We start from the raw sequence: 19,218 nt of genomic DNA on the forward strand, positions 1-19,218 counted from the left end.
CATGGCCACCGACACGACGCCACCGACCCGCCGGACCCGCTCGACCGCTCGGACCCCTCGCCCGACCGGGTCCCTGTCCGCAGCCGAGGGCATGTCCCGCCAGTACGACTACTGGCTCACCGTCCTCAAGCGCACGTGGCGCGGGGGAGTGGTCAGCAGCTTCCTCACCCCGCTGCTCTACGTCGTCGCGATGGGCGTGCTGCTCGGCGGGTTCATCGAGGGCGACCCCGAGCGGCTCGAGGGGGCCACGTCCTACCTCGCCTTCGTGGTGCCCGGCCTGGTCGCCTCGCACGCCATGACGATCGCGGTCAGCGAGACGACCTACCCCGTGATGGGCGCCATCAAGTGGCACAAGACGTTCTACGCCCAGCTCGCCACGCCGCTGGCGGTGCGCGACCTGGTCAACGCCTTCATCGGCTTCGTGATGTTCCGCGTCGCGTCGGCGTGCGCGGTCTTCATGCTGGTGCTGGCGCCGTTCGGCGTCTTCGCGACCTGGTGGGGCCCGATCCTGGCGTGGCTGTCGCAGCTGCTGGTGGGCTTCGCGTTCTCGACGCTGGTCTTCGCCTACAGCGCCCGGCTGAGGTCCGAGGAGGGCTTCGGCATCCTCTTCCGCCTCGGCGTCATCCCGCTGACCCTCTTCTCGGGGGCGTTCTTCCCCATCGGCAACCTCGGACCGGTGCTGGAGTGGGTCGCCCGGCTGACCCCGCTGTGGCACGGCGTCTCGCTGTCGCGGATGTTCTGCGTCGACCGGGTCGACTGGTCGCTCGCGCTGCTCCACGTCGTGGTGCTCGTGGTGCTCACCGTCGTGGGCTGGGTGCTCGCCGTCCGCAACCTCGACCGACGGCTGGAGACCTGAGATGGCGGTCCTCGACGGCATCCCCGCCCCGCTGACGCCGGGCGCCGCGACCAAGGTGCTGGTGCTGCGCAACTACGTCGTCTACCGCGGCGCGTGGAAGCTCTTCATCACCGGCTTCCTCGAGCCGGTGTTCTACCTGTTCTCGATCGGCATCGGCGTCGGCCAGCTCATCGACACCTTCGAGTTCCACGGGCAGGCGATCCCCTACGCCGAGTTCGTCGCCCCGGCGATGCTGGCGACCTCGGCCTTCAACGGCGCCCTGCTCGACTCGACCTACAACGTGTTCTTCAAGCTGAAGTACGAGAAGCTCTACGACCAGATGCTGGCCACGCCGCTGTCCACCGGCGACATCGCGCGCGGCGAGATCGTGTGGGGGCTCCTGCGGGGGTCGGTCTACTCCGCGGCGTTCCTCGTCGTCATGTCGCTCATGGGACTGACCAGCTCGTGGTGGGCGCTGCTGGCGCTGCCGGCCACGGTGCTCATCGCCTTCGCCTTCTCGGCCGTGTGCATGGCCGCGACGACGTGGATGAAGAGCTGGCAGGACTTCGACAAGATCACCCTCGCCCAGATGCCGCTGTTCCTGTTCTCGGCCACCTTCTTCCCGATCGAGGCGTTCGGCGACGGCGTGCTGCGCTGGGTCGTCGAGGCGACGCCGCTCTACCGCGGCGTCGTGCTGTGCCGCGAGCTCACCACCGGCGTCGTGACGTGGGAGTCGGGCGTCTCGGTCGTCTACCTCGTCGTGATGGGCATCATCGGCCTGGCCGTCGTACGCCGCCGGCTGGACGCGCTGCTGCTCACCTGACGCTTCGTCGCCGGGTCTTCTGGGGGTCTGGGGTGGCGGCAGATCGCACGCTGGCGGGGGTCGTACGTGTGATGTGCCGCCACCTCCGCACCGGCCGCCCGGGGGTGGCGGCAGATCGCGTCTTGGCGGGGGTCGTACGTGTGATGTGCCACCGCCTCCGCACCGGCCGCCCGGTGGTGGCGGCAGATCGCGTTTTGGCGGGGGTCGTACGTGTGATGTGCCGCCACCTCGGGTGACGGTCGCCGGGTGGTGGCGGCAGATCGCACGCTGGCGGGGGCCGTACGTGCGATGTGCCGCCACCTCGTCGACCAGCCGGCGATGTGCCGCCACCTCCGGCGACGGACCCCCGAGCCTCAGTCCTCCACCACTTGCCGGTGGGGCCGGCCGGGGTCGTCGTACGCCGGCTCGGCCTCGCCGGCGCGCAGGGCCTCCAGCTGCGCGCACACCGCCAGGCCGTAGAACATCGAGATGGACGACAGCAGGCTCCACAGCAGCAGGGCGAACACGCCCGCGAGCGGGCCGTAGGTGCTGCTGAAGGAGCCGCTGGCGTTGACGTACGCCGCGAGCCCGGCCGCGGCCGCCATGCTTCCGAGCACGGTGATGGCCGACCCCAGCGCGAGCCAGGAGAGGGCGGGCTGGCGGCGTCGCGGCGCGTGGTCGAAGAGGATCGCGATGACGGCGACGAGCGCCAGCAGGCCCAGGGGCCAGCGGCACCACTCCCACGCCAGCCGCGCGCCCTCCGACCAGCCGTACTCGTCGACCATCGCGTCGCCGAACGCGCCGCCCGCGACCAGGGCGAGGAAGCCCAGCCCGAGCGGGCCCGCGAGCAGGGCGGTGAAGACGGCGGCGCGGCCGTACTTGTGCAGGGCGGGGCGGTCGCGCCGGATGCCGTAGATGCGATTGCCGCCGCGCTCGACCTGCGCCATCGCCGTGGTCATCGAGAACAGGGCGAACACCAGGCCGAACGCGAGCGCCACCTCGCCGGCACCCTCCGAGCCGCTGGTCAGGGCCTGCACGAAGGCGTCGTCGTCGCCGCTGGTCGGGGAGACGGCGTTGACGGTCGCGGCGACCACGGCGGCGGGCCGGTCGTCGTCGATGTCGGCGGCGAGCCCCATGACGGCCAGCAGGAACGGCACCACGGCGAGGCAGGTCTGCAGGGCGAGGGCACGGCTGTTGGTGAAGCCGTCGCCGTAGCGGAACCGGACGAACGACTCGACGAGGATGCGGCGCAGGCCGTGCTGGCGCGCGAGGTGCCAGGCGTCCTCGGCATCGAGCTCGTCGCCGTCCATCTCGGTCGTCACCGGGACGGTGCGGGCCGTGGTCATTGCCGCACCCTATGCGGGGGCGGGGTGGGGATCGCCGGTCAGGATCGGCTCAGCCGAGCACCCGCTGCAGCCACGCCACGTCGATCCACCGGTCGTGCTTGCGCCCCACCTCGCGCATGGTGCCGACGTCCTCGAAGCCGCACGCCCGGTGCAGGGCCAGGCTCGCCGGGTTGGGCAGGGCGACGGCGGCGACGACGAGGTGGACGCCGTCGTCGGCCAGGTGCGCCAGCAGGGCGTCGTACAGCGCCCGGCCGATGCCGGCGCCCTGGTGCCCCGGCGCGACGTAGACGGTGCTCTCGCGGGTGTGGCGGTAGGCCGGCTTGGGCCGGAACGGCGACGAGGTGGCGTAGCCGGCCACACCGCCGTCGTGCTCGGCGACCAGGAAGTGGTCGCCGGTGCCGGTCGCGGCGAGCCGCTCCTCCCACGGCGCCGTCGGACGCCCTTCGAGGTCGAAGGTCGCGTGGCCCTCGCGCGCCTCCCTCGCGTAGATCGCGGCGACCGCGGGCAGGTCGGCGGGAAGTGCGCGACGGATGTCCATTCCCCGCATTGTCCTCGGCGGTGTGGCTGGTTGGATGGCGGGCATGAGCATCACGCCCGACACCAAGGACTGGACCTGGGTCCTCGAGAGGCCGTGCACGGAGTGCGGCTTCGACCCCGCCGTCCAGGGGCTCGCGGACCTTCCCCGCCTCGTCCGCGACACGGCGACGACCTGGTTGCAGGTGCTCGCGCGCCCCGACGTGGCCGCTCGCCCGGCCCCGGACGTGTGGTCGCCGCTGGAGTACGGCTGCCACGTCCGCGACGTCCACGCGCTGTTCGGCCAGCGCCTGCACCTCATGCTCGAGCAGGACGAGCCGACCTTCGCCAACTGGGACCAGGACGCCACCGCGGTCGAGCGCGACTACGCCGCGCAGGACCCCGACGTGGTCGCCGCCGAGCTGGTGGAGGCGGCCGGCGCCGTCGCCGGCACCTACGCCACCGTCACCGACGCGACCAGGGGACGTCGCGGCGTGCGGTCCAACGGCGACGTCTTCACCGTCGAGACGCTCGGCAGCTACCACCTGCACGACGTCGTCCACCACCTGCGCGACGTGGGCGTGGTGCCGCCCTGGTGAACGAGACCGTCCGCGCCTACGACCTCGACGCCGCGGCGTACGCCGCCCACGCGCCGCCGGTGCCCGACGCCGTCCGCGCCGACCTCGAGGCGCTCGCCGCCGCGACCGGCGAGGGCGCCCGGGTGCTCGAGGTGGGCTCGGGTGCCGGCCGCGACGCACTGCTGATGGAGCAGCTCGGGCTCGCCGTGCGCCGCACCGACGTGACCCCCGCCTTCGTCGACCTCCTGCGCGGGCAGGGCCACACCTGCGACCTGCTGGACCCGCTCACCGACGACCTCGCTGCGCCTGAGGGTCCCTACGACGCCGTGTGGGCCAACGCGTCGCTCCTGCACGTGGCGCGCGACGACCTGGGCGCCGTCCTCGCCCGGCTGGCCGCCGTCACCCGTCCGGCCGGCATCCTGCGGATGTCGGTCAAGGAGGGCGACGGCGACGGCTGGTCGACGCACGGGTCGATCCGGCTCCCGCGTCACTTCACCTACTGGCGCGCCGGACCGCTGGCGCAGGTCGCCGCTGCCGCCGGCTGGTCGGAGGTGTCGGTGTGCTCCGGCATCCCCGGCACGCGGGGCGAGGCCTGGTTGGCGCTGTCGGCGCGGCGTGGTCAGGTGGTCGCATGAGGCACACCGAGTTCTGGGCGCGGCTCGACGCGGCGCTGGGCCGCGACTACTCCCGCACGTGGGCGGAGCTGACCGTCGTGCGCGACCTCGACGGCCGCACCACGCAGGAGGCGCTGGACGCCGGCGTGCCGCCCAAGCAGGTGTGGGCGGCCGTGTGGCGCCAGCTGGAGCTCCCCGCGAGCGAGCGGTGAGCAGCCGCGTCGGGACCGACCTCGACCTCGAGGCCGTCCAGCGCCGCACCGTCCGCACGCTCGTCGTCGCCCAGGCGGTCGGCGCGGTCGGCGTCACCATCGGGGTCGCGACCGCCTCGCTGCTGGCCCGCGACATCTCCGGCAGCGAGACGATGGCGGGGCTGGCGCAGACCTTCCAGGTCCTCGGCACCGCCGCGGCGGCGTACGCCCTCGCGCGGGTCATGCGACGGCGCGGTCGGCGCGTGGGGATCACCCTGGGCTACCTCGCGGGTGCCACGGGTGCCGTCCTCGCCGTCGTCGCGGGCGTGGTCGACTCCATGCTCGTGCTGCTGGGCGGCGCGCTGCTGCTCGGGGCGACGTCCGCGGTCAACAGCGGCTCCCGCTACGCCGCCACCGACCTGGCCGCCGAGGAGCACCGCGCCCGGGCGCTGTCCGTGGTCGTCTGGGCCACGACGATCGGCGCCGTCGCCGGGCCCAACCTCGTCGGGGTCGGCGGTGCGACGGCGCGCCGGCTCGACATCCCCGAGCTCACCGGCGGCTTCGCGATCGGGGCGGTCGTCCTGGTCCTGGCGGCCGGGTGGGTGTGGCTGCGGCTGCGGCCCGACCCACTGCTCCTGGCCCAGCACACGGCGGGCGTGGTGCCGGCCGACGGGCCGGAGCCACGCGGCCGCTTGTGGGGACGCTTCGTCGCCGTGGTCCGCGACGTCCCCGCCGTCGGCGCCGCGGTGGTGGCGATGGCGTGCGCGCACGCGGCGATGGTGACGGTGATGATCATGACGCCGCTGCACATGGAGCACGGCGGGGCGCACCTCGAGGTGATCGGCTTCGTAATCTCCATCCACGTGCTCGGGATGTTCGCGTTCTCCCCCCTCGTGGGGTGGGCCGCCGACCGTCGCGGCCGCTCGGCGGTCCTGGTGTCCGGGGGAGTGGTCCTGCTGGTCTCGCTCGCGCTGTGCGGGCTCTCGCCCGAGGGCTCGTCGTGGCAGATCTTCGCCGGGCTGTTCCTGCTCGGGGTCGGCTGGTCGTGCGCCACCGTCGCCGCCTCGACGGTGATCGCCGACCGCACGCCGATCGAGGCGCGCACCGACGTGCAGGGCACCTCCGACATGGCCATGGCCCTCACCGCGGCCGGCGGCGGCGGGCTCGCCGGGGTCATCGTGGGCGCGCTCGGTTACCCGGCGCTGGCGCTGTTCGCGGCGCTGCTGGCGGGCGCGGTCGTGGTGGCAGGGCGGCTGACCCGCGCACCGGCCTGACCCGCCCCCGACCGGGTGGGCGACACGCCGGGCCGGGAGCCACCGTCGAACACCTGTTCGGGCTACTGTCTGTCCACAGGTACGACGAGGGGCGAGGTTGTCCACAGCGTCGGCCGTCCTGATCAGGGGCTGTCGGTGGCTCGCCCTAGCGTCGAAGACGTACCTCACACATCACGACGAGAGAACGGGACACAGCAATGGCTGGTGCAGACCGCGAGAAGGCCCTCGACGCCGCGCTCGCACAGGTGGAGAAGCAGTTCGGCAAGGGCTCGGTCATGCGACTGGGCGACGAGACGCGTGCCCCGCTCGAGGTGATCCCCACCGGGTCGATCGCCCTCGACGTGGCCCTCGGCCTCGGCGGCCTGCCCCGCGGGCGCGTCGTGGAGATCTACGGTCCGGAGTCCTCCGGAAAGACGACGGTCGCCCTGCACGCGGTGGCCAGCGCCCAGGCGGCCGGCGGCATCGTCGCCTTCATCGACGCCGAGCACGCGCTCGACCCCGACTACGCGAAGAACCTCGGCGTCGACACCGACGCGCTGCTGGTGTCCCAGCCCGACTCCGGTGAGCAGGCGCTCGAGATCGCCGACATGCTGATCCGCTCGGGCGCCCTGTCGCTCATCGTCATCGACTCCGTGGCCGCGCTCGTGCCCCGCGCGGAGATCGAAGGCGAGATGGGCGACAGCCACGTCGGCCTCCAGGCCCGCCTGATGAGCCAGGCGTTGCGCAAGATGACCGGTGCCCTCAACAACTCCGGCACCACCGCGATCTTCATCAACCAGCTGCGCGAGAAGATCGGCGTGATGTTCGGCTCGCCCGAGACCACCACCGGTGGTCGCGCGCTGAAGTTCTACTCCTCGGTGCGCCTCGACGTGCGCCGCATCGAGACGCTGAAGGACGGCACCGACATGGTCGGCAACCGCACCCGCGTCAAGGTCGTCAAGAACAAGGTGGCCCCGCCGTTCAAGCAGGCCGAGTTCGACATCATGTACGGCAAGGGCATCAGCCGCGAGGGCGGCCTGATCGACGTCGGCGTCGAGGCGGGGATCATCCGCAAGGCAGGCGCCTGGTACACCTACGAGGGCGACCAGCTCGGCCAGGGCAAGGAGAACTCGCGCAACTTCCTGCGCGACAACCCCGACCTCGCCAACGAGATCGAGAAGCTGATCCTCGAGAAGCTGGGTGTCATCCCGGCCGTCGACAAGCCGGCCGACGACCTGAGCGACGAGCCCATCGGGGTCGATGACTTCTGAGTCGCGTCCCGCGCCCGACTGGGTCGGTGACGTCGGGCTCGGTGTCCGGGCGTGGGTGGGGGAGACCCCACCCACGCCGGCCGAGGCGTCTCCGGAGCGCTCCGCGGGCACCGCGGGCACCGGGCGCGGCAAGGGCGGCCGGAGCGGCAAAGGCGGCCGGAGCGGCAAGGGACGCACCCGGACGTGGGAGGAGCGGGAGGCCGCCCGGCTGGCCCGCGAGGAGGCGGCGGCCGCCGAGGTCGAGGCCAACCCGGAGGCCGTGGCACGCAAGATCCTCCTCGACACCCTCACGGGGCAGGCGCGCACCCGCCGGGAGCTGGCCGACAAGCTGGCCAAGCGCGGGGTCCCCGACGACCTCGCCGCGGGGCTGCTCGACCGGTTCACCGAGGTCGGGCTGATCGACGACGGGGCGTTCGCGCGGCAGTGGGTCGAGAGCCGGCACCGCAGCCGTGGCCTCGCGCCCCGGGCCCTGGCCCAGGAGCTGCGTCGCAAGGGTGTCGACGACGAGGACACCAAGCTCGCGCTCGAGCAGATCGACGAGGCGGACCAGCGCCACGCCGCCCGTGAGCTGGTCGACAAGAAGCTGCGCTCCATGCGGGGGCTCGACACGCAGGCGGCGACGCGTCGGCTCGCCGGGATGCTCGCGCGCAAGGGCTACTCCGCGGGGCTGGCCTTCTCCGTGGTGCGCGAGGCGCTGCGCGAGAGCCACGACGAGGTCGACGACCTCGAGCCGCCCGACGTCTGAGACGGGCCGGACCGCCACTTCCACCCCGCCGCCGGGCTCTGGTGGGATGGGTGGGTGAGCAACGAGCGCGAGGTCCTCACCTACGAGCTGTTCGGCACGGCCACGCGCGAGCTGGCGCAGGAGGTCGCCGACTCCGGCTTCGAGCCCGACATCATCCTGGCCATCGCGCGGGGCGGCCTGGCGCTCGGCATGGGTCTCGGCTACGCCCTGGCCGTGAAGAACATCTCGGTCGTCAACGTCGAGTTCTACACCGGCGTGGACCAGCGCCTCGACGTGCCGATCATGCTCCCGCCGACCCCGGCCGCCGTGGACCTCTCGGGCCTCAAGGTCCTCATCACCGACGACGTGGCCGACACCGGGCGCACCCTCGAGCTCGTGCACGACTTCCTGCGCGGGCACGTCTCGGAGGCGCGCACCGTGGTGGTCTACGAGAAGCCGCAGTCGGTCATCAAGCCCGACTACTCCTGGCGTCAGACCGAGCGCTGGATCGACTTCCCGTGGTCCTCCCTGCCACCCGTGGTGCCCGGCCGCCTGGCGCACTGACGCCGGTGGACCGCACGACCGTCCGGGTCCGGGCCGACGACGACGAGCTCGTCGACGCGGTGCTCTCCGGGGAGTCGTGGGCCGCGGCCGCCCGGCGCATCGCCGCGCCGACGGGGAGGACGCCGGTCGCCACGGACCTGTCCGGGGCGGTCAAGGAGTTCGTCGTCGACCGCGACGTCACCGTCGACCTGCGGGCGATGACCCGCGGCGACCTGCCACTGCTCGCGCGGTGGCTCGCCTCGCCCCACGTGCTGCGGTGGTGGCACGCCGACGGCGAGCCGACCCGGGAGCGGGTCGCGGCGGCGTACGGACCACGCATCGACGGCGCGACACCGACCCGGCTGTGGGTCGTCGAGGTCAACGGTCGCTCGATCGGCTTCGTCCAGGACTACCGCATCGGCGACCACCCCGGGTTCGCGCTGCTCACCGCGCGGCCGGAAGCCGTCGGCCTCGACTACGTCATCGGCGAGCCCGAGTGGGTCGGCCGCGGCCTCGGCCCCCGCGTCCTGTGGACCTGGATGCTGCGGGCGGTCGGCCGCTACCCGGACGTGGAGGAGCTGTTCGCGGCACCCGACCACCGCAACGCCGCCTCGCTGCGGGTCCTCGACAAGGTGGGGTTCGAGCGCGGGACGTGGTTCGACGAGCCGCAGGCCGACGGGAGTGTGGCCACCGTCGTCGGGTGCACCCTCGACGTCCGCCGCGTCCTGGGCTGAGGTGCAAGCCTCGGCGGGTGGGCCATGATGTGCCCATGACGACCTCCGCGATCGCCGACGCCGTACGCCTCGCCCCGGGGCGGGTGGACCTCACCGCCATCGAGACCGACGCGGCGCCGGGCTTCGACGGCAGCAAGTCCGACGGCAAGGCGGCCCTCGCCGCCATGGCGCCCGAGCTCGCCGACCTGCAGGAGCGGCTGTGGGCCGAGCGCACCGCCGGCTCCGAGCGTCGGGTGCTCGTCGTGCTGCAGGGGATGGACACCAGCGGCAAGGGCGGCGTGCTGCGCCACACCATCGGCCTCGTCGACCCGCAGGGCGTGCGCATCACCAGCTTCAAGGCGCCGACGGAGGAGGAGCGCGCGCAGGACTTCCTGTGGCGCATCGAGAAGGGCCTGCCGGCTGCCGGATACATCGGCGTCTTCGACCGCTCGCACTACGAGGACGTCCTCATCGCGCGGGTGCGCGGCTTCGCCGACCCCACGGAGGTCGAGCGCCGCTACGGCGCGATCAACGAGTTCGAGGCCCGCCTGGCCGACGAGGGTGTCGCCATCATCAAGTGCATGCTCCACATCGGTGCCGACGAGCAGAGGGCGCGGCTCGCCGAGCGCCTGGCCAACCCCGAGAAGCACTGGAAGTACAACCCTGGCGACCTCGACGAGCGCGCCCTGTGGCCGGCCTACCGGGAGGCCTACGAGGTCGCGCTCGAGCGCACCAGCACCGACGTCGCGCCGTGGCACGTCGTGCCCTCGGACAAGAAGTGGTTCCGCAACCTCGCGGTCGGCCAGCTGCTCCTCGACACCCTCCGCGGGCTCGACCTGCAGTGGCCGGAGGCGGACTTCGACGTCGCCGCGGAGCAGCAGCGCCTCGCCGAGGAGGCCCCGGTCCGGTGAGCGCCACCGCACGTCCCGGCGCCGCTCCCGCCGGGCTCCCGACCGTCGCGGTCACCCGCTACGTCACTCCGCTCCGCGAGGGCGGCAGCCTGCCCGGCGTCGTCGAGGGCGACGACCTCGGCACCTACGTCTGCAAGTTCCGCGGCGCGGGCCAGGGCGCCAAGGTGCTCGTCGCCGAGGTCGTGGTCAGCGGGCTCGCCACCCGGCTCGGCCTGCGCACCCCGCGGCTCGTCGTCCTCGACCTCGACCCCGAGCTCGCCCGCTACGAGGCGGACGAGGAGGTCCAGGACCTGCTCAACGCGAGCGTGGGGCTCAACCTCGGCATCGACTTCCTGCCCGGCTCCTTCGGCGTCGACGGCCAGGTCAGCGCGGCCGACGACGAGGGGGCCCGGGTGCTGTGGCTGGACGCGTTCACCGCCAACGTCGACCGCTCGTGGCGCAACCCCAACCTGCTGATGTGGCACGGCGACCTGTGGGTCATCGACCACGGCGCGTCGCTCTACTTCCACCACGGCTGGCGCTCGGGCGTCACCGACCCGGCGAGGTTCGCAGCGCAGCCGTGGGACGTCGGCGGCCACGTCTTCGAGACCTGCACCCGGCGGGCGCGCGAGCTGGACGAGGAGCTGTCCGCCCTGCTCGGGCCGGAGGTGTTCACCGAGGTCCTGGCCGAGGTGCCCGACGTCTGGCTGGAGCCGGTCCCCGGCGCGGAGACCCCCGACGCGCTGCGGGCGGCGTACGTCGACTTCCTCACCGCCCGGCTCGGCACCCGGCAGTGGCTCCCGGAGGCGGCGTCGTGATGGCCTACCAGTACGTCGTCCTGCGGTGCGTGCCCCGTCCCGACCGCGAGGAGTTCCTCAACGTCGGCGTGGTGCTGCACTGCCAGTCGTCGGACTTCCTCGACGCCGACTGGTCCGTCGACGCCGACCGGCTGCGCGCGCTCGACGCCCAGCTCGACGTCGACCGGGTCTGCGAGGCCCTGACGTTCGTCGACCTGGTCTGCCGCGGGGACGAGCGCGCTGGCGAGGCGGCGCGGCAGTCCCTCGGCCAGCGCTTCGGCTTCCTGAAGGCACCGCGCAGCACCGTGCTCCAGCCGGGCCCGGTCCACGGCGGGATGACGCTGGACCCGGCCCGTCAGCTGCGGCACCTGCGCGAGCGCCTGGTCGGCTGAGCCGGGGCGCAGCGCGATGACGTACGTCGGTGCGGTCCGTGCCGCGCTCGCCGAGGTCGGCGACCCGGAGCGGGCGGCGCAGCAGCAGGCCTACATGAAGTCGGACCTGCCCTACGTCGGCCTGGGCTCACCAGAGCTCAAGAAGCTGCTGCGGCCGCTGCTGCAGGAGCACCGGTTCGTCGACCGCGGGTCCTGGGAGGCGGCGGTCCTGGAGCTGTGGGAGGACGCGGCCCATCGCGAGGAGTGGTACGCCGCGATCGCGCTGCTGCGGCACCGCGCGTACCGTGGGTGGCTCGACCCCGACCTGCTGCCGCTGCTGGAGGAGCTGGTGCGCACCGGCGCGTGGTGGGACGTGGTGGACGAGATCGCCGGTCACGTCGTCGGCCACGTGCTGCTCGAGCACCGCCCGGACGCGACGCCGGTGATGGACGCGTGGTCCGTGGACGCCGACAGCCTGTGGGTCCGGCGTACGGCGATGCTCTCGCAGCTGCGTCACGGCGAGGACACCGACACCGCCCTGCTCGCCCGCGTGCTCGTCGCGAACCTCGACGACACCGCCTACGGCCGGGAGTTCTTCGTGCGCAAGGCGCTCGGGTGGGCGCTGCGCCAGCACGCGCGGACCGACCCGGACTGGGTCCGCGCCTTCGTCAGGACGCACGACGCCCGGCTGAGCGGGCTGTCGCGCCGCGAGGCGCTCAAGCACCTCGGCTGACGTCATGGCGCCCGGTCGCCGGAGCGACCAGCCCCCATGACGTCGGGCGCGAGCGTCATGGCGACCGGTCGCCGGAGCGACCAGCCGCCATGACGTCAGGCGACGAGAGGACCTCAGACGGGGACGAGCTCCACCGCGCCGACGGCGTAGCGAGCCAGCACGGCCCGCGCCACGGCGGGGTGGGCGCCCAGCGGGTCGGAGACGGCGACGGCGCCGGCCTCGACGGCGAGCTCGGTGGCCCGGTCCGGCAGGCGGCCGGGGGCCAGGAAGAACGACGCGACCGCGATGTGGCGCTTGCCCTCGGCGCGGAAGGCGCGCACCGCCTCGCCGGCGGCCGGGGGAGCGGCCGACGCGAACGCCGCCGTGACCGGGAGCCGGTGCCGGGCGCCCCAGGTGCGGGCGATCCGAGCGACCGCCTGGTTGGCGAGCGGGTCGGACGAGCCGGCCGCGGCGAGCACGAGCGCGTCGAGCTCCCGGACCCGCGCGGCCTTCAGCGCGTCGCGCAGGCGGACGTCGAGGACCTCGAGGAAGGCGGCCTCCATGCCGAGGATCCGGCTGGCCTGGATGCGGACGCCTTCGTGGCGGGCCATGGCCGCCGCGACGGCCTCGGGCACATCGACCTTGGCGTGGTAGGCCTCGGTGAGCAGGAGCGGGACGACGACGATCTCGTCGTGGCCCGCCTTGACCAGCCGGTCGACCACGGTGTCGAAGCTCGGCTTGGAGAGGTCGAGGAACGCCGTCTCGACCCGGAGGTCGGGACGCATGGCCTTGACCTCGGCGACGAGCGCCTTGATCGTCGCGGCTGAGCGCGGGTCCCGGCTTCCGTGGGCCAGGGCAACCAGAGCAGGAGCAGCCATCAGGGGTGCCTCCGATCGTGCGTAGTGGTGCGGTGGTGCTGGGTGGGCTCGACGTCGTTGTCGGTGTTCGGGGGTGCGGTCGTGGAGCCGCGGGGTGGCCTAGGCATGGATCCCGCACTCCGTCTTGGTGGTGCCGGCCCACCGACCGCTGCGCGGGTCGTCGCCGGGGGCGACGCGGCGGGTGCAGGGCCAGCAGCCGATGCTGGGGTAGCCGTCGTGGAGGAGCGGGTTGACCAGCACGCCGTTGTCGACGATGTAGCGCTCGACCTGCTCGTCGCTCCAGCGGGCGAGGGGCGACACCTTGACCTTCCCCTTGCGCGCGTCCCAGCCGACGACCGGCGCGATGACCCGGTTGTGGGTCTCGGCGCGGCGCAGGCCGGTGGCCCAGGCGTCGTAGCGCGAGAGCGCGTCGTTGAGCGGCGCGACCTTGCGCAGGGCGCAGCAGAGGTCCGGGTCGGTCTTGTAGAGGTCCGTGCCGTGCTCGGCGTCCTGCTCGGCCACGGTCTGCTTCGGGGTGATGGTCAGCAGGTTGACCGGCAGCGTCGCCTCGACGGCGTCGCGGGTGCCGATGGTCTCGACGAAGTGGTAGCCGGTGTCGAGGAAGACCACGTCGAGGCCGGGGGCCACCTTTGACGCGAGGTGCGCCAGCACGGCGTCGCCCATCGAGGAGGTGATGGCGAAGCGGTCGCCGAACGTCGCGACGGCCCACTCGATGATGACCTCGGCGGGGGCCAGCTCGAGCTCGGCGCCGACGTGGGAGACCAGCTCGCGCAGCTCCTCCGGCGTACGTCCCTCGGTGTGGGTGCCCTTGAAGGCGCGCGCGGCGCGGGTGGAGAGGCTCACGAGGCACCTCCCTCGGTGCGGGGGTCGCGGATCATCCCGGTCATCTGCACGGTGAACCCGCGCAGGCACGAGCGGCACTCCCAGGCACCCGCGCCCTCACGGGGGAACAGGTTCTCGTCCCCGCAGTAGGGGCAGTGGAAGGGCTGTGCTCTCTCAGACATGGGCGCGCCTGGTCATGCCGGGACCGGCTCCGGCTCGCCGCGCAGCAGCCTCTCGTCGGCGCGCGCGACCCAGTCGGCGAAGCGCTCGCCGTCGGTGCGGTCCCCGAGGTATGCCGAGACGACCGCGGTGACGTAGTCGTCCAGGCCCGCGCTGGTGACCTTGTGCGCCCGCAGCTTGCGACCCATGACGGGGTTGAGCCCGAGGGCGCCGCCGAGGTGGACCTGGAAGCCCTCCACCTGCTGGCCGTCGGCGTCCATGACGAGCTGGCCCTTCAGCCCGATGTCGGCGACCTGGGTGCGGGCGCAGGCGTTGGGGCAGCCGTTGACGTTGACCGAGATCTGCGTGTCGAGGTCGGGGAAGCGCTTCTCCAGCTCGGTGACCAGGCGGCGCGAGCGCTCCTTGGTGTCCACGATCGCCAGCTTGCAGAACTCGATGCCGGTGCAGGCCATCGTGGAGCGGCGCCAGTTGCTCGGGCGGGCGGTGAGCCCGATCTTCTCGAGGTCGTCGGCGAACCGCTCGGTGTCCTCGGCGGCGACGCCGATCACCACCAGCTTCTGGTAGGCGGTCAGCCGCGCGCCGGCGGCGCCGTACGCGTCCACGAGGTCGCCGAGCGCCGACAGCGTCGTGCCGTCGATGCGGCCGACCACGGGCGCGGCGCCGATGTAGAAGTGGCCGTCCTTCTGCTCGTGGATGCCGATGTGGTCGCCGGGCGTGACCGGAGCCGCGGGGGAGGGGTTGTCGACGAGGGCGCGGTGGAGGTACTCGTTCTCGAGGACCTCGCGGAACTTCTCCTTGCCCCAGTCGGCGAGCAGGAACTTCAGGCGGGCCTTCGAGCGCAGCCGCCGGTAGCCGTAGTCGCGGAAGATGCCCGCCACGCCCTCCCACGCGTCGGCCACCTCGTCGAGGGGGATCCACACGCCGAGCTTGTGGGCGAGCATCGGGTTGGTGGACAGCCCGCCGCCGACCCACAGGTCGAAGCCGGGGCCGTGCTCGGGGTGGACCGTGCCGACGAAGGACACGTCGTTGACCTCGGGCGCCACGTCGTGGCTGGGGTGCCCGGTGAGCGCGGTCTTGAACTTGCGCGGCAGGTTCGAGTAGGCCGGGTTGCCCAGGATGCGGCGCTTGATCTCGGCGAGCGCCTCGCTGCCGTCGATGATCTCGTCCTTGGCGATGCCGGCGACGGGCGAGCCGAGGAACGGCCGCGGGCTGTCGCCGCACGCCTCGAGCGTGGTGAGGCCGACCGACTCGAGCCGCTCCCAGATCGCCGGGACGCTCTCGATCTCGATCCAGTGGTACTGGATGTTGTTGCGGTCGGTGATGTCCGCGGTGTTGCGGGCGTACGACGTCGAGCACTCACCGAGGGCGCGCAGGGCCGGCCCGTCGAGGATCGCTCCGTCGGTGCGCACGCGCATCATGAAGAAGCGGTCGTCGAGCTCCTCCTCCTCGAGCTGCGCGGTCTTGCCCCCGTCGAAGCCGGGCGCACGCTGCGTGTAGAGGCCCATCCACCGGAACCGGCCGCGCAGGTCCGCGGGATCGATCGAGTCGAAGCCGCGGCGCGAGTAGGTGAAGAGGATGCGGTCCCGCACGTTGAGCGGGTCGTCGTCCTTCTTGGACTGCTCGTTCTTGTTGAGCGGCTCGGTGTAGCCGAGCGCCCACTGGCCCTCGGCGCGCTTGGGGCGCGGGATCTCGGTGCTCTGGGCGGCCTGGGGCTTGAACCGGAGGTCGGGCATGGTCAGGAATATCCTGTTCGCTGAGGAGTGCCGCGCGCGACGTTGAGCGCGGAGAAGACGTGCTGGGGGGCGGCGTCAGCGATGCCAACAGGTCGCGCTGCCCACGCGCATGAGGTCGACGTGACGTCGGACCACGAGGTGCGCGTGGGTGGAGGCGGTGACCATGTCAAGAAGTCTCAGTCACTGGACACCGGTTCCACAAGGCGAAATCTTGTCATGTGAGATGGCGCTCCGACATGTGAGACGGCGGGGGCTGGCGACGCTTGTGGAGGACCACCGGTGCGGTCCAGGTCACACCGTCCGCGCCCGCGCGACCTCGTACGTCGGTCCGCGACGTGGCCTCTAGGCTGTGACGCATGACGGACTCCCTGATCAGCAGCGCGTACTCCCAGGCCCTCGAGGTCATCGCCTCGGTGGAGCCGCGGATCGCCGAGGCCACCCGCCAGGAGCTCGCGGACCAGCGCGGATCGCTCAAGCTGATCGCGTCGGAGAACTACGCGTCGCCGGCCGTGCTGCTCACCATGGGCACCTGGTTCAGCGACAAGTACGCCGAGGGCACCGTCGGGCACCGGTTCTACGCCGGTTGCCAGAACGTCGACACGGTGGAGGCGCTCGCCGCCGAGCACGCCCGCGAGCTGTTCGGCGCGCCGTATGCCTACGTCCAGCCGCACTCGGGCATCGACGCCAACCTCGTCGCCTTCTGGTCGATCCTGGCCAACCGGGTCGAGACCCCCTACCTGCAGAAGCTGCAGACCAAGAACGTCAACGAGCTCACCGAGGCCGACTGGGAGACGCTGCGCCACGAGTTCGGCAACCAGCGCCTGCTCGGCATGTCCCTGGACGCCGGGGGCCACCTCACCCACGGCTTCCGCCCGAACATCAGCGGCAAGATGTTCCACCAGCAGCAGTACGGCACCGACCCCGGGACGGGGCTCCTCGACTACGACGCCGTCGCCGCCAAGGCCCGCGAGTTCAAGCCGCTCGTGCTGGTCGCCGGCTACTCCGCCTACCCCCGCCGGGTGAACTTCGCCAGGATGCGCGAGATCGCCGACGAGGTCGGCGCGGTGCTGATGGTCGACATGGCGCACTTCGCCGGCCTGGTGGCAGGCAAGGTGTTCACCGGTGAGGAGAACCCGGTGCCCTACGCCCACATCACCACCACGACGACCCACAAGTCGCTGCGCGGGCCGCGCGGCGGCATGGTGCTGGCGCAGGAGGAGTTCGCCGCCGACGTCGACCGCGGCTGCCCGATGGTGCTCGGCGGCCCGCTCTCGCACGTGATGGCCGCCAAGGCCGTCGCCTTCGCCGAGGCCCGCACCACCGAGTTCCAGGGCTACGCGCAGAAGGTCGCCGACAACGCCAAGTCGCTCGCCGAGGGCTTCCTCAGCCGCGGCGCGAACCTGGTCACCGGCGGCACCGACAACCACCTCGTCCTGCTCGACGTGTCGTCGTTCGGGCTGACCGGCCGCCAGGCCGAGTCCGCGCTGCTCGACGCCGGGGTGGTCACCAACCGCAACTCGGTCCCGGCCGACGCCAACGGCGCCTGGTACACCTCCGGCGTCCGCCTCGGCACTCCCGCGCTCACCACCCGCGGCTTCGGCCACGACGAGTTCGACACGGTCGCCGACCTGATCGTCGACGTGCTGAGCAACACCGAGGCCGGCACGACCAAGGCCGGCGGCCCGAGCAAGGCGTCGTACGTCCTGGGCGACGGCGTGGCCGACCGCGTCACGAAGCGGTCGGCGGAGATGCTCGACAAGCACCCGCTCTATCCAGGGCTCGTCCTCAGCTGACGCGGCCGACCGCGCGGCCTGCGGGGAACCTCGTCCACTCGGGGGTGAGGTTCAGCTGCCAGTTGCGCCAGCCGAGGTAGATCCACCACGCGAAGTGGGCGATCCCGAGCAGGATGGCGCCGACGGCGGCGACCCACGCGCCGAGCGGCCACAGGACGAACGCGGTGACGCCCGCGGCGACGATCGTGTTGACCGCGATGATGAAGACCCCGGAGCTGGCCGCGACGTGGCTCGCGCTGCGCGCCGGCCCCATCGTGTAGGTCTGGGCGATGCCGGCCTCGTCGTCGGTGAGGCCGGTGATGAAGTACGGCTCGAGGCCGGGGTCGATGTCGAGGTAGCCCGCCCGCAGCCGGTTCATCCCCTTGACGAACATGTAGTCCTCCTGGCTCGCGTTGTGCACGCGGAAGGCCGTGAGGGTGCCCGTGGTCAGCAGGGTGAGGCCGAGGACGATGGCGAGGAACCGGAAGGTGTCGGTGTAGCCCACGCTCTGCCCGACCAGCGCCAGGAACAGCAGGCTGGCCGAGGTGAACATCAGCTGGGCGGTGATCCGGCCCATCACCTCGTTCCACGTCTGGCTGCGCACCGCGAGCAGCCCCCAGTGCTCCGTGGCGAGGATCTGCGCCCGTACGGCGGGTGGCACGGGCTCGGGGACCGGCTGGCTCATGGCGCCTCCTCCGGTCACGGTAGACCCGCGTGGTGGTCGCCGGCACCCCTCGCCTCGCACGACGAACGGACCCAACGTGCGGTGAGGCATGCCTCGACGCTCAGCCGCAGGCGTCGAGTCCGCGTTCGGTCCGTGCGACGGTCGCGTAAAGCACCGAGCGCACCCACGCCTGGTCGTGCATGACGTCCTCCCAGGCGAAGCGGAGCACCTGCCAGCCGTTCGCCACCAGGAGGTCGTAGCGTCGGGCGTCGCGACGCAGGGCGGCCCGGTCACCGTGCCACTCGAAGGAGTCGGCCTCCAGCACGAGGCGGAGACGACGGTCCACGAGGTCCGACCGAGCCACCAGGCCCAGGTCGCCGCGCACTGTCACCTGCGGCTCGACGTCGAGCCCAGGCAGGTCGACGGCAATCGCTCGCAGGACCGACTCGAACGGGTTGGCCGCCCGACCGTCCGCGACCTCGGCGACGCGTCGCAGACGTGCGGACCCAGGACCGCGCGCCGTCCGTGCGAGGTCCAACAGCGCCTGACGTGGGAAGCCTTCGCGCAGGGCCGAGTCAGCGATGGACAGCGCCTCGTCGAACGGCAGGCGGCGCCCGCACATCTCGAGCGTCTTCGCCTCGGTGGTGCATAGTCCTTCGGTGTGGCCGTCGTGCAGGTCGACCCAGCTCAGCTCCACGAGGGCGCGGGTCGCTGCGTCGACACGACGGTCCTTCGGCACGGCAACCTGCGGCCGCTCGGGCACCAGCTTCACTCTCCAGCCGTGCTCCAGGGCGGCCGAGACCAGGCACACGTGCCCGGACACCTTGAGGGCCAGCTCGGTGCCGGCGTGCACAGCCGGTACGGCGTACCGTCCGCGGCCGACCCGCACCAGCTCCCCGGCCCGGAGGGCATCGTCGAGCGCGCGCCTCGACGTGACGTTGACCAGCATCCGGCGGGAGGCCACTCCGCCCAGGACCGGCATCAGCTCTGCGATCTCCATGCTGGCAGCCTCGGTC

At 72.5% G+C, this 19,218-nt stretch carries 24 protein-coding genes; 15 read left to right on the plus strand and 9 right to left on the minus strand.

From position 1 onward, the window contains the following. Position 1: 1 nt before the first annotated feature. Positions 2-856, plus strand: a complete 855-nt coding sequence (locus SHK17_RS08785; RefSeq protein ID WP_172273052.1) for an ABC transporter permease — start codon at positions 2-4, stop codon at positions 854-856. Position 857: 1 nt separating this feature from the next. Further along, a complete protein-coding gene (locus tag SHK17_RS08790) occupies positions 858-1,658 on the plus strand; it encodes an ABC transporter permease (RefSeq protein WP_322921782.1) in 801 nt (266 codons plus the stop codon). A gap of 353 nt (positions 1,659-2,011) precedes the next feature. Here SHK17_RS08790 and SHK17_RS08795 read toward each other — a convergent pair whose 3' ends face one another. Together SHK17_RS08795 and SHK17_RS08800 are read right to left on the minus strand one after the other, a co-directional pair. Next, a complete protein-coding gene (locus SHK17_RS08795; protein ID WP_322921783.1) occupies positions 2,012-2,983 on the minus strand; it encodes a YihY/virulence factor BrkB family protein in 972 nt (323 codons plus the stop codon). A gap of 49 nt (positions 2,984-3,032) precedes the next feature. Further along, positions 3,033-3,521, minus strand: a complete 489-nt coding sequence (locus SHK17_RS08800; RefSeq protein ID WP_322921784.1) for a GNAT family N-acetyltransferase — start codon at positions 3,519-3,521, stop codon at positions 3,033-3,035. 43 nt (positions 3,522-3,564) lie between these two features. Here SHK17_RS08800 and SHK17_RS08805 point away from each other — a divergent pair, with 43 nt between their 5' ends. The 12 genes from SHK17_RS08805 to SHK17_RS08860 all read left to right on the plus strand — a co-directional run bounded on the left by SHK17_RS08805 (position 3,565) and on the right by SHK17_RS08860 (position 12,174). After that, positions 3,565-4,095 (plus strand): DinB family protein, encoded by a 531-nt coding sequence (locus tag SHK17_RS08805; RefSeq protein WP_322921785.1) that lies wholly within the window; start codon positions 3,565-3,567, stop codon positions 4,093-4,095. After that, entirely contained in the window at positions 4,092-4,709 is a 618-nt protein-coding gene (locus tag SHK17_RS08810) for a class I SAM-dependent methyltransferase (protein WP_322921786.1), read from the plus strand. The genes SHK17_RS08805 and SHK17_RS08810 overlap by 4 nt, the downstream gene beginning before the upstream one ends. Next, complete coding sequence (locus SHK17_RS08815) at positions 4,706-4,900, plus strand: DUF3046 domain-containing protein (RefSeq protein ID WP_172273037.1); 195 nt, start codon at positions 4,706-4,708, stop codon at positions 4,898-4,900. The genes SHK17_RS08810 and SHK17_RS08815 overlap by 4 nt, the downstream gene beginning before the upstream one ends. After that, the gene (locus tag SHK17_RS08820) at positions 4,897-6,153 is read left to right on the plus strand and encodes an MFS transporter (RefSeq protein ID WP_322921787.1); all 1,257 of its coding nucleotides are present in this window, start codon (positions 4,897-4,899) and stop codon (positions 6,151-6,153) included. Before SHK17_RS08815 ends, SHK17_RS08820 begins: the two co-directional genes overlap by 4 nt. Positions 6,154-6,350: 197 nt before the next feature. Next, positions 6,351-7,403, plus strand: coding sequence for a recombinase RecA (gene recA, locus SHK17_RS08825; RefSeq protein WP_172273032.1), 1,053 nt, complete (start codon positions 6,351-6,353; stop codon positions 7,401-7,403). Then, entirely contained in the window at positions 7,393-8,148 is a 756-nt protein-coding gene (locus SHK17_RS08830) for a regulatory protein RecX (RefSeq protein ID WP_322921788.1), read from the plus strand. Before recA ends, SHK17_RS08830 begins: the two co-directional genes overlap by 11 nt. A gap of 54 nt (positions 8,149-8,202) precedes the next feature. After that, complete coding sequence (locus SHK17_RS08835; protein ID WP_322921790.1) at positions 8,203-8,691, plus strand: phosphoribosyltransferase; 489 nt, start codon at positions 8,203-8,205, stop codon at positions 8,689-8,691. A gap of 5 nt (positions 8,692-8,696) precedes the next feature. Continuing rightward, entirely contained in the window at positions 8,697-9,404 is a 708-nt protein-coding gene (locus tag SHK17_RS08840; RefSeq protein WP_322921791.1) for a GNAT family N-acetyltransferase, read from the plus strand. A gap of 35 nt (positions 9,405-9,439) precedes the next feature. After that, a complete protein-coding gene (locus SHK17_RS08845; RefSeq protein WP_322921792.1) occupies positions 9,440-10,294 on the plus strand; it encodes a PPK2 family polyphosphate kinase in 855 nt (284 codons plus the stop codon). Next, on the plus strand, positions 10,291-11,091 hold the full coding sequence (locus tag SHK17_RS08850; protein ID WP_322921793.1) for a HipA family kinase: 801 nt from the start codon (positions 10,291-10,293) through the stop codon (positions 11,089-11,091). The genes SHK17_RS08845 and SHK17_RS08850 overlap by 4 nt, the downstream gene beginning before the upstream one ends. Continuing rightward, positions 11,091-11,462: a DUF3037 domain-containing protein gene (locus SHK17_RS08855; RefSeq protein WP_322424366.1), complete on the plus strand. Its 372-nt coding sequence runs from the start codon at positions 11,091-11,093 to the stop codon at positions 11,460-11,462. The genes SHK17_RS08850 and SHK17_RS08855 overlap by 1 nt, the downstream gene beginning before the upstream one ends. Before the next feature lie 16 nt (positions 11,463-11,478). Further along, positions 11,479-12,174, plus strand: coding sequence for a DNA alkylation repair protein (locus SHK17_RS08860; RefSeq protein WP_322921794.1), 696 nt, complete (start codon positions 11,479-11,481; stop codon positions 12,172-12,174). Between the two features lie 113 nt (positions 12,175-12,287). Here SHK17_RS08860 and SHK17_RS08865 read toward each other — a convergent pair whose 3' ends face one another. The 5 genes from SHK17_RS08865 to SHK17_RS21175 form a co-directional block, all read right to left on the minus strand. Continuing rightward, the gene (locus tag SHK17_RS08865; RefSeq protein ID WP_172273008.1) at positions 12,288-13,031 is read right to left on the minus strand and encodes a sirohydrochlorin chelatase; all 744 of its coding nucleotides are present in this window, start codon (positions 13,029-13,031) and stop codon (positions 12,288-12,290) included. 99 nt (positions 13,032-13,130) lie between these two features. Then, on the minus strand, positions 13,131-13,874 hold the full coding sequence (locus SHK17_RS08870; protein ID WP_322921795.1) for a phosphoadenylyl-sulfate reductase: 744 nt from the start codon (positions 13,872-13,874) through the stop codon (positions 13,131-13,133). Then, on the minus strand, positions 13,871-14,035 hold the full coding sequence (locus SHK17_RS08875) for an eL43 family ribosomal protein (protein ID WP_322921797.1): 165 nt from the start codon (positions 14,033-14,035) through the stop codon (positions 13,871-13,873). Before SHK17_RS08875 ends, SHK17_RS08870 begins: the two co-directional genes overlap by 4 nt. Before the next feature lie 12 nt (positions 14,036-14,047). Next, entirely contained in the window at positions 14,048-15,766 is a 1,719-nt protein-coding gene (locus tag SHK17_RS08880; protein ID WP_322921798.1) for a nitrite/sulfite reductase, read from the minus strand. Positions 15,767-15,841: 75 nt separating this feature from the next. Further along, the gene (locus SHK17_RS21175) at positions 15,842-15,931 is read right to left on the minus strand and encodes a putative leader peptide (RefSeq protein WP_363321295.1); all 90 of its coding nucleotides are present in this window, start codon (positions 15,929-15,931) and stop codon (positions 15,842-15,844) included. A 191-nt stretch (positions 15,932-16,122) separates the two neighbouring features. Between SHK17_RS21175 and SHK17_RS08885 the strand changes: the two genes are divergently transcribed. Further along, positions 16,123-17,559, plus strand: coding sequence for a glycine hydroxymethyltransferase (locus tag SHK17_RS08885; protein WP_172272997.1), 1,437 nt, complete (start codon positions 16,123-16,125; stop codon positions 17,557-17,559). Here SHK17_RS08885 and SHK17_RS08890 read toward each other — a convergent pair. Together SHK17_RS08890 and SHK17_RS08895 are read right to left on the minus strand one after the other, a co-directional pair. After that, complete coding sequence (locus SHK17_RS08890) at positions 17,552-18,223, minus strand: hypothetical protein (RefSeq protein WP_322921799.1); 672 nt, start codon at positions 18,221-18,223, stop codon at positions 17,552-17,554. The genes SHK17_RS08885 and SHK17_RS08890 overlap by 8 nt on opposite strands. 100 nt (positions 18,224-18,323) lie before the next feature. Continuing rightward, positions 18,324-19,202 carry a DUF559 domain-containing protein gene (locus SHK17_RS08895; protein WP_322921800.1) on the minus strand — a complete coding sequence of 293 codons (879 nt, stop codon included), beginning with the start codon at positions 19,200-19,202 and terminating at the stop codon, positions 18,324-18,326. Between the last annotated feature and the right edge of the window lie 16 nt (positions 19,203-19,218).

Origin of the sequence: Nocardioides renjunii (assembly GCF_034661175.1) — a bacterium.
In the GTDB taxonomy this organism is placed as follows: Bacteria; Actinomycetota; Actinomycetes; order Propionibacteriales; family Nocardioidaceae; genus Nocardioides; species Nocardioides renjunii.

What these genes read in the sequence shown, in the direction of transcription:
- SHK17_RS08805 (WP_322921785.1), top strand. Translation starts at nt 3,565, where the DNA reads ATGAGCATCACGCCCGACACCAAGGACTGGACCTGGGTCCTCGAGAGG.
- SHK17_RS08880 (WP_322921798.1), bottom strand. Translation starts at nt 15,766, where the DNA reads ATGCCCGACCTCCGGTTCAAGCCCCAGGCCGCCCAGAGCACCGAGATC.
- SHK17_RS08885 (WP_172272997.1), top strand. Translation starts at nt 16,123, where the DNA reads ATGACGGACTCCCTGATCAGCAGCGCGTACTCCCAGGCCCTCGAGGTC.
- SHK17_RS21175 (WP_363321295.1), bottom strand. Translation starts at nt 15,931, where the DNA reads ATGGTCACCGCCTCCACCCACGCGCACCTCGTGGTCCGACGTCACGTC.
- SHK17_RS08815 (WP_172273037.1), top strand. Translation starts at nt 4,706, where the DNA reads ATGAGGCACACCGAGTTCTGGGCGCGGCTCGACGCGGCGCTGGGCCGC.
- SHK17_RS08895 (WP_322921800.1), bottom strand. Translation starts at nt 19,202, where the DNA reads ATGGAGATCGCAGAGCTGATGCCGGTCCTGGGCGGAGTGGCCTCCCGC.
- SHK17_RS08890 (WP_322921799.1), bottom strand. Translation starts at nt 18,223, where the DNA reads ATGAGCCAGCCGGTCCCCGAGCCCGTGCCACCCGCCGTACGGGCGCAG.
- SHK17_RS08845 (WP_322921792.1), top strand. Translation starts at nt 9,440, where the DNA reads ATGACGACCTCCGCGATCGCCGACGCCGTACGCCTCGCCCCGGGGCGG.
- SHK17_RS08855 (WP_322424366.1), top strand. Translation starts at nt 11,091, where the DNA reads ATGGCCTACCAGTACGTCGTCCTGCGGTGCGTGCCCCGTCCCGACCGC.
- recA (WP_172273032.1), top strand. Translation starts at nt 6,351, where the DNA reads ATGGCTGGTGCAGACCGCGAGAAGGCCCTCGACGCCGCGCTCGCACAG.
- SHK17_RS08875 (WP_322921797.1), bottom strand. Translation starts at nt 14,035, where the DNA reads ATGTCTGAGAGAGCACAGCCCTTCCACTGCCCCTACTGCGGGGACGAG.
- SHK17_RS08785 (WP_172273052.1), top strand. Translation starts at nt 2, where the DNA reads ATGGCCACCGACACGACGCCACCGACCCGCCGGACCCGCTCGACCGCT.
- SHK17_RS08830 (WP_322921788.1), top strand. Translation starts at nt 7,393, where the DNA reads ATGACTTCTGAGTCGCGTCCCGCGCCCGACTGGGTCGGTGACGTCGGG.
- SHK17_RS08800 (WP_322921784.1), bottom strand. Translation starts at nt 3,521, where the DNA reads ATGGACATCCGTCGCGCACTTCCCGCCGACCTGCCCGCGGTCGCCGCG.
- SHK17_RS08795 (WP_322921783.1), bottom strand. Translation starts at nt 2,983, where the DNA reads ATGACCACGGCCCGCACCGTCCCGGTGACGACCGAGATGGACGGCGAC.
- SHK17_RS08865 (WP_172273008.1), bottom strand. Translation starts at nt 13,031, where the DNA reads ATGGCTGCTCCTGCTCTGGTTGCCCTGGCCCACGGAAGCCGGGACCCG.
- SHK17_RS08860 (WP_322921794.1), top strand. Translation starts at nt 11,479, where the DNA reads ATGACGTACGTCGGTGCGGTCCGTGCCGCGCTCGCCGAGGTCGGCGAC.
- SHK17_RS08790 (WP_322921782.1), top strand. Translation starts at nt 858, where the DNA reads ATGGCGGTCCTCGACGGCATCCCCGCCCCGCTGACGCCGGGCGCCGCG.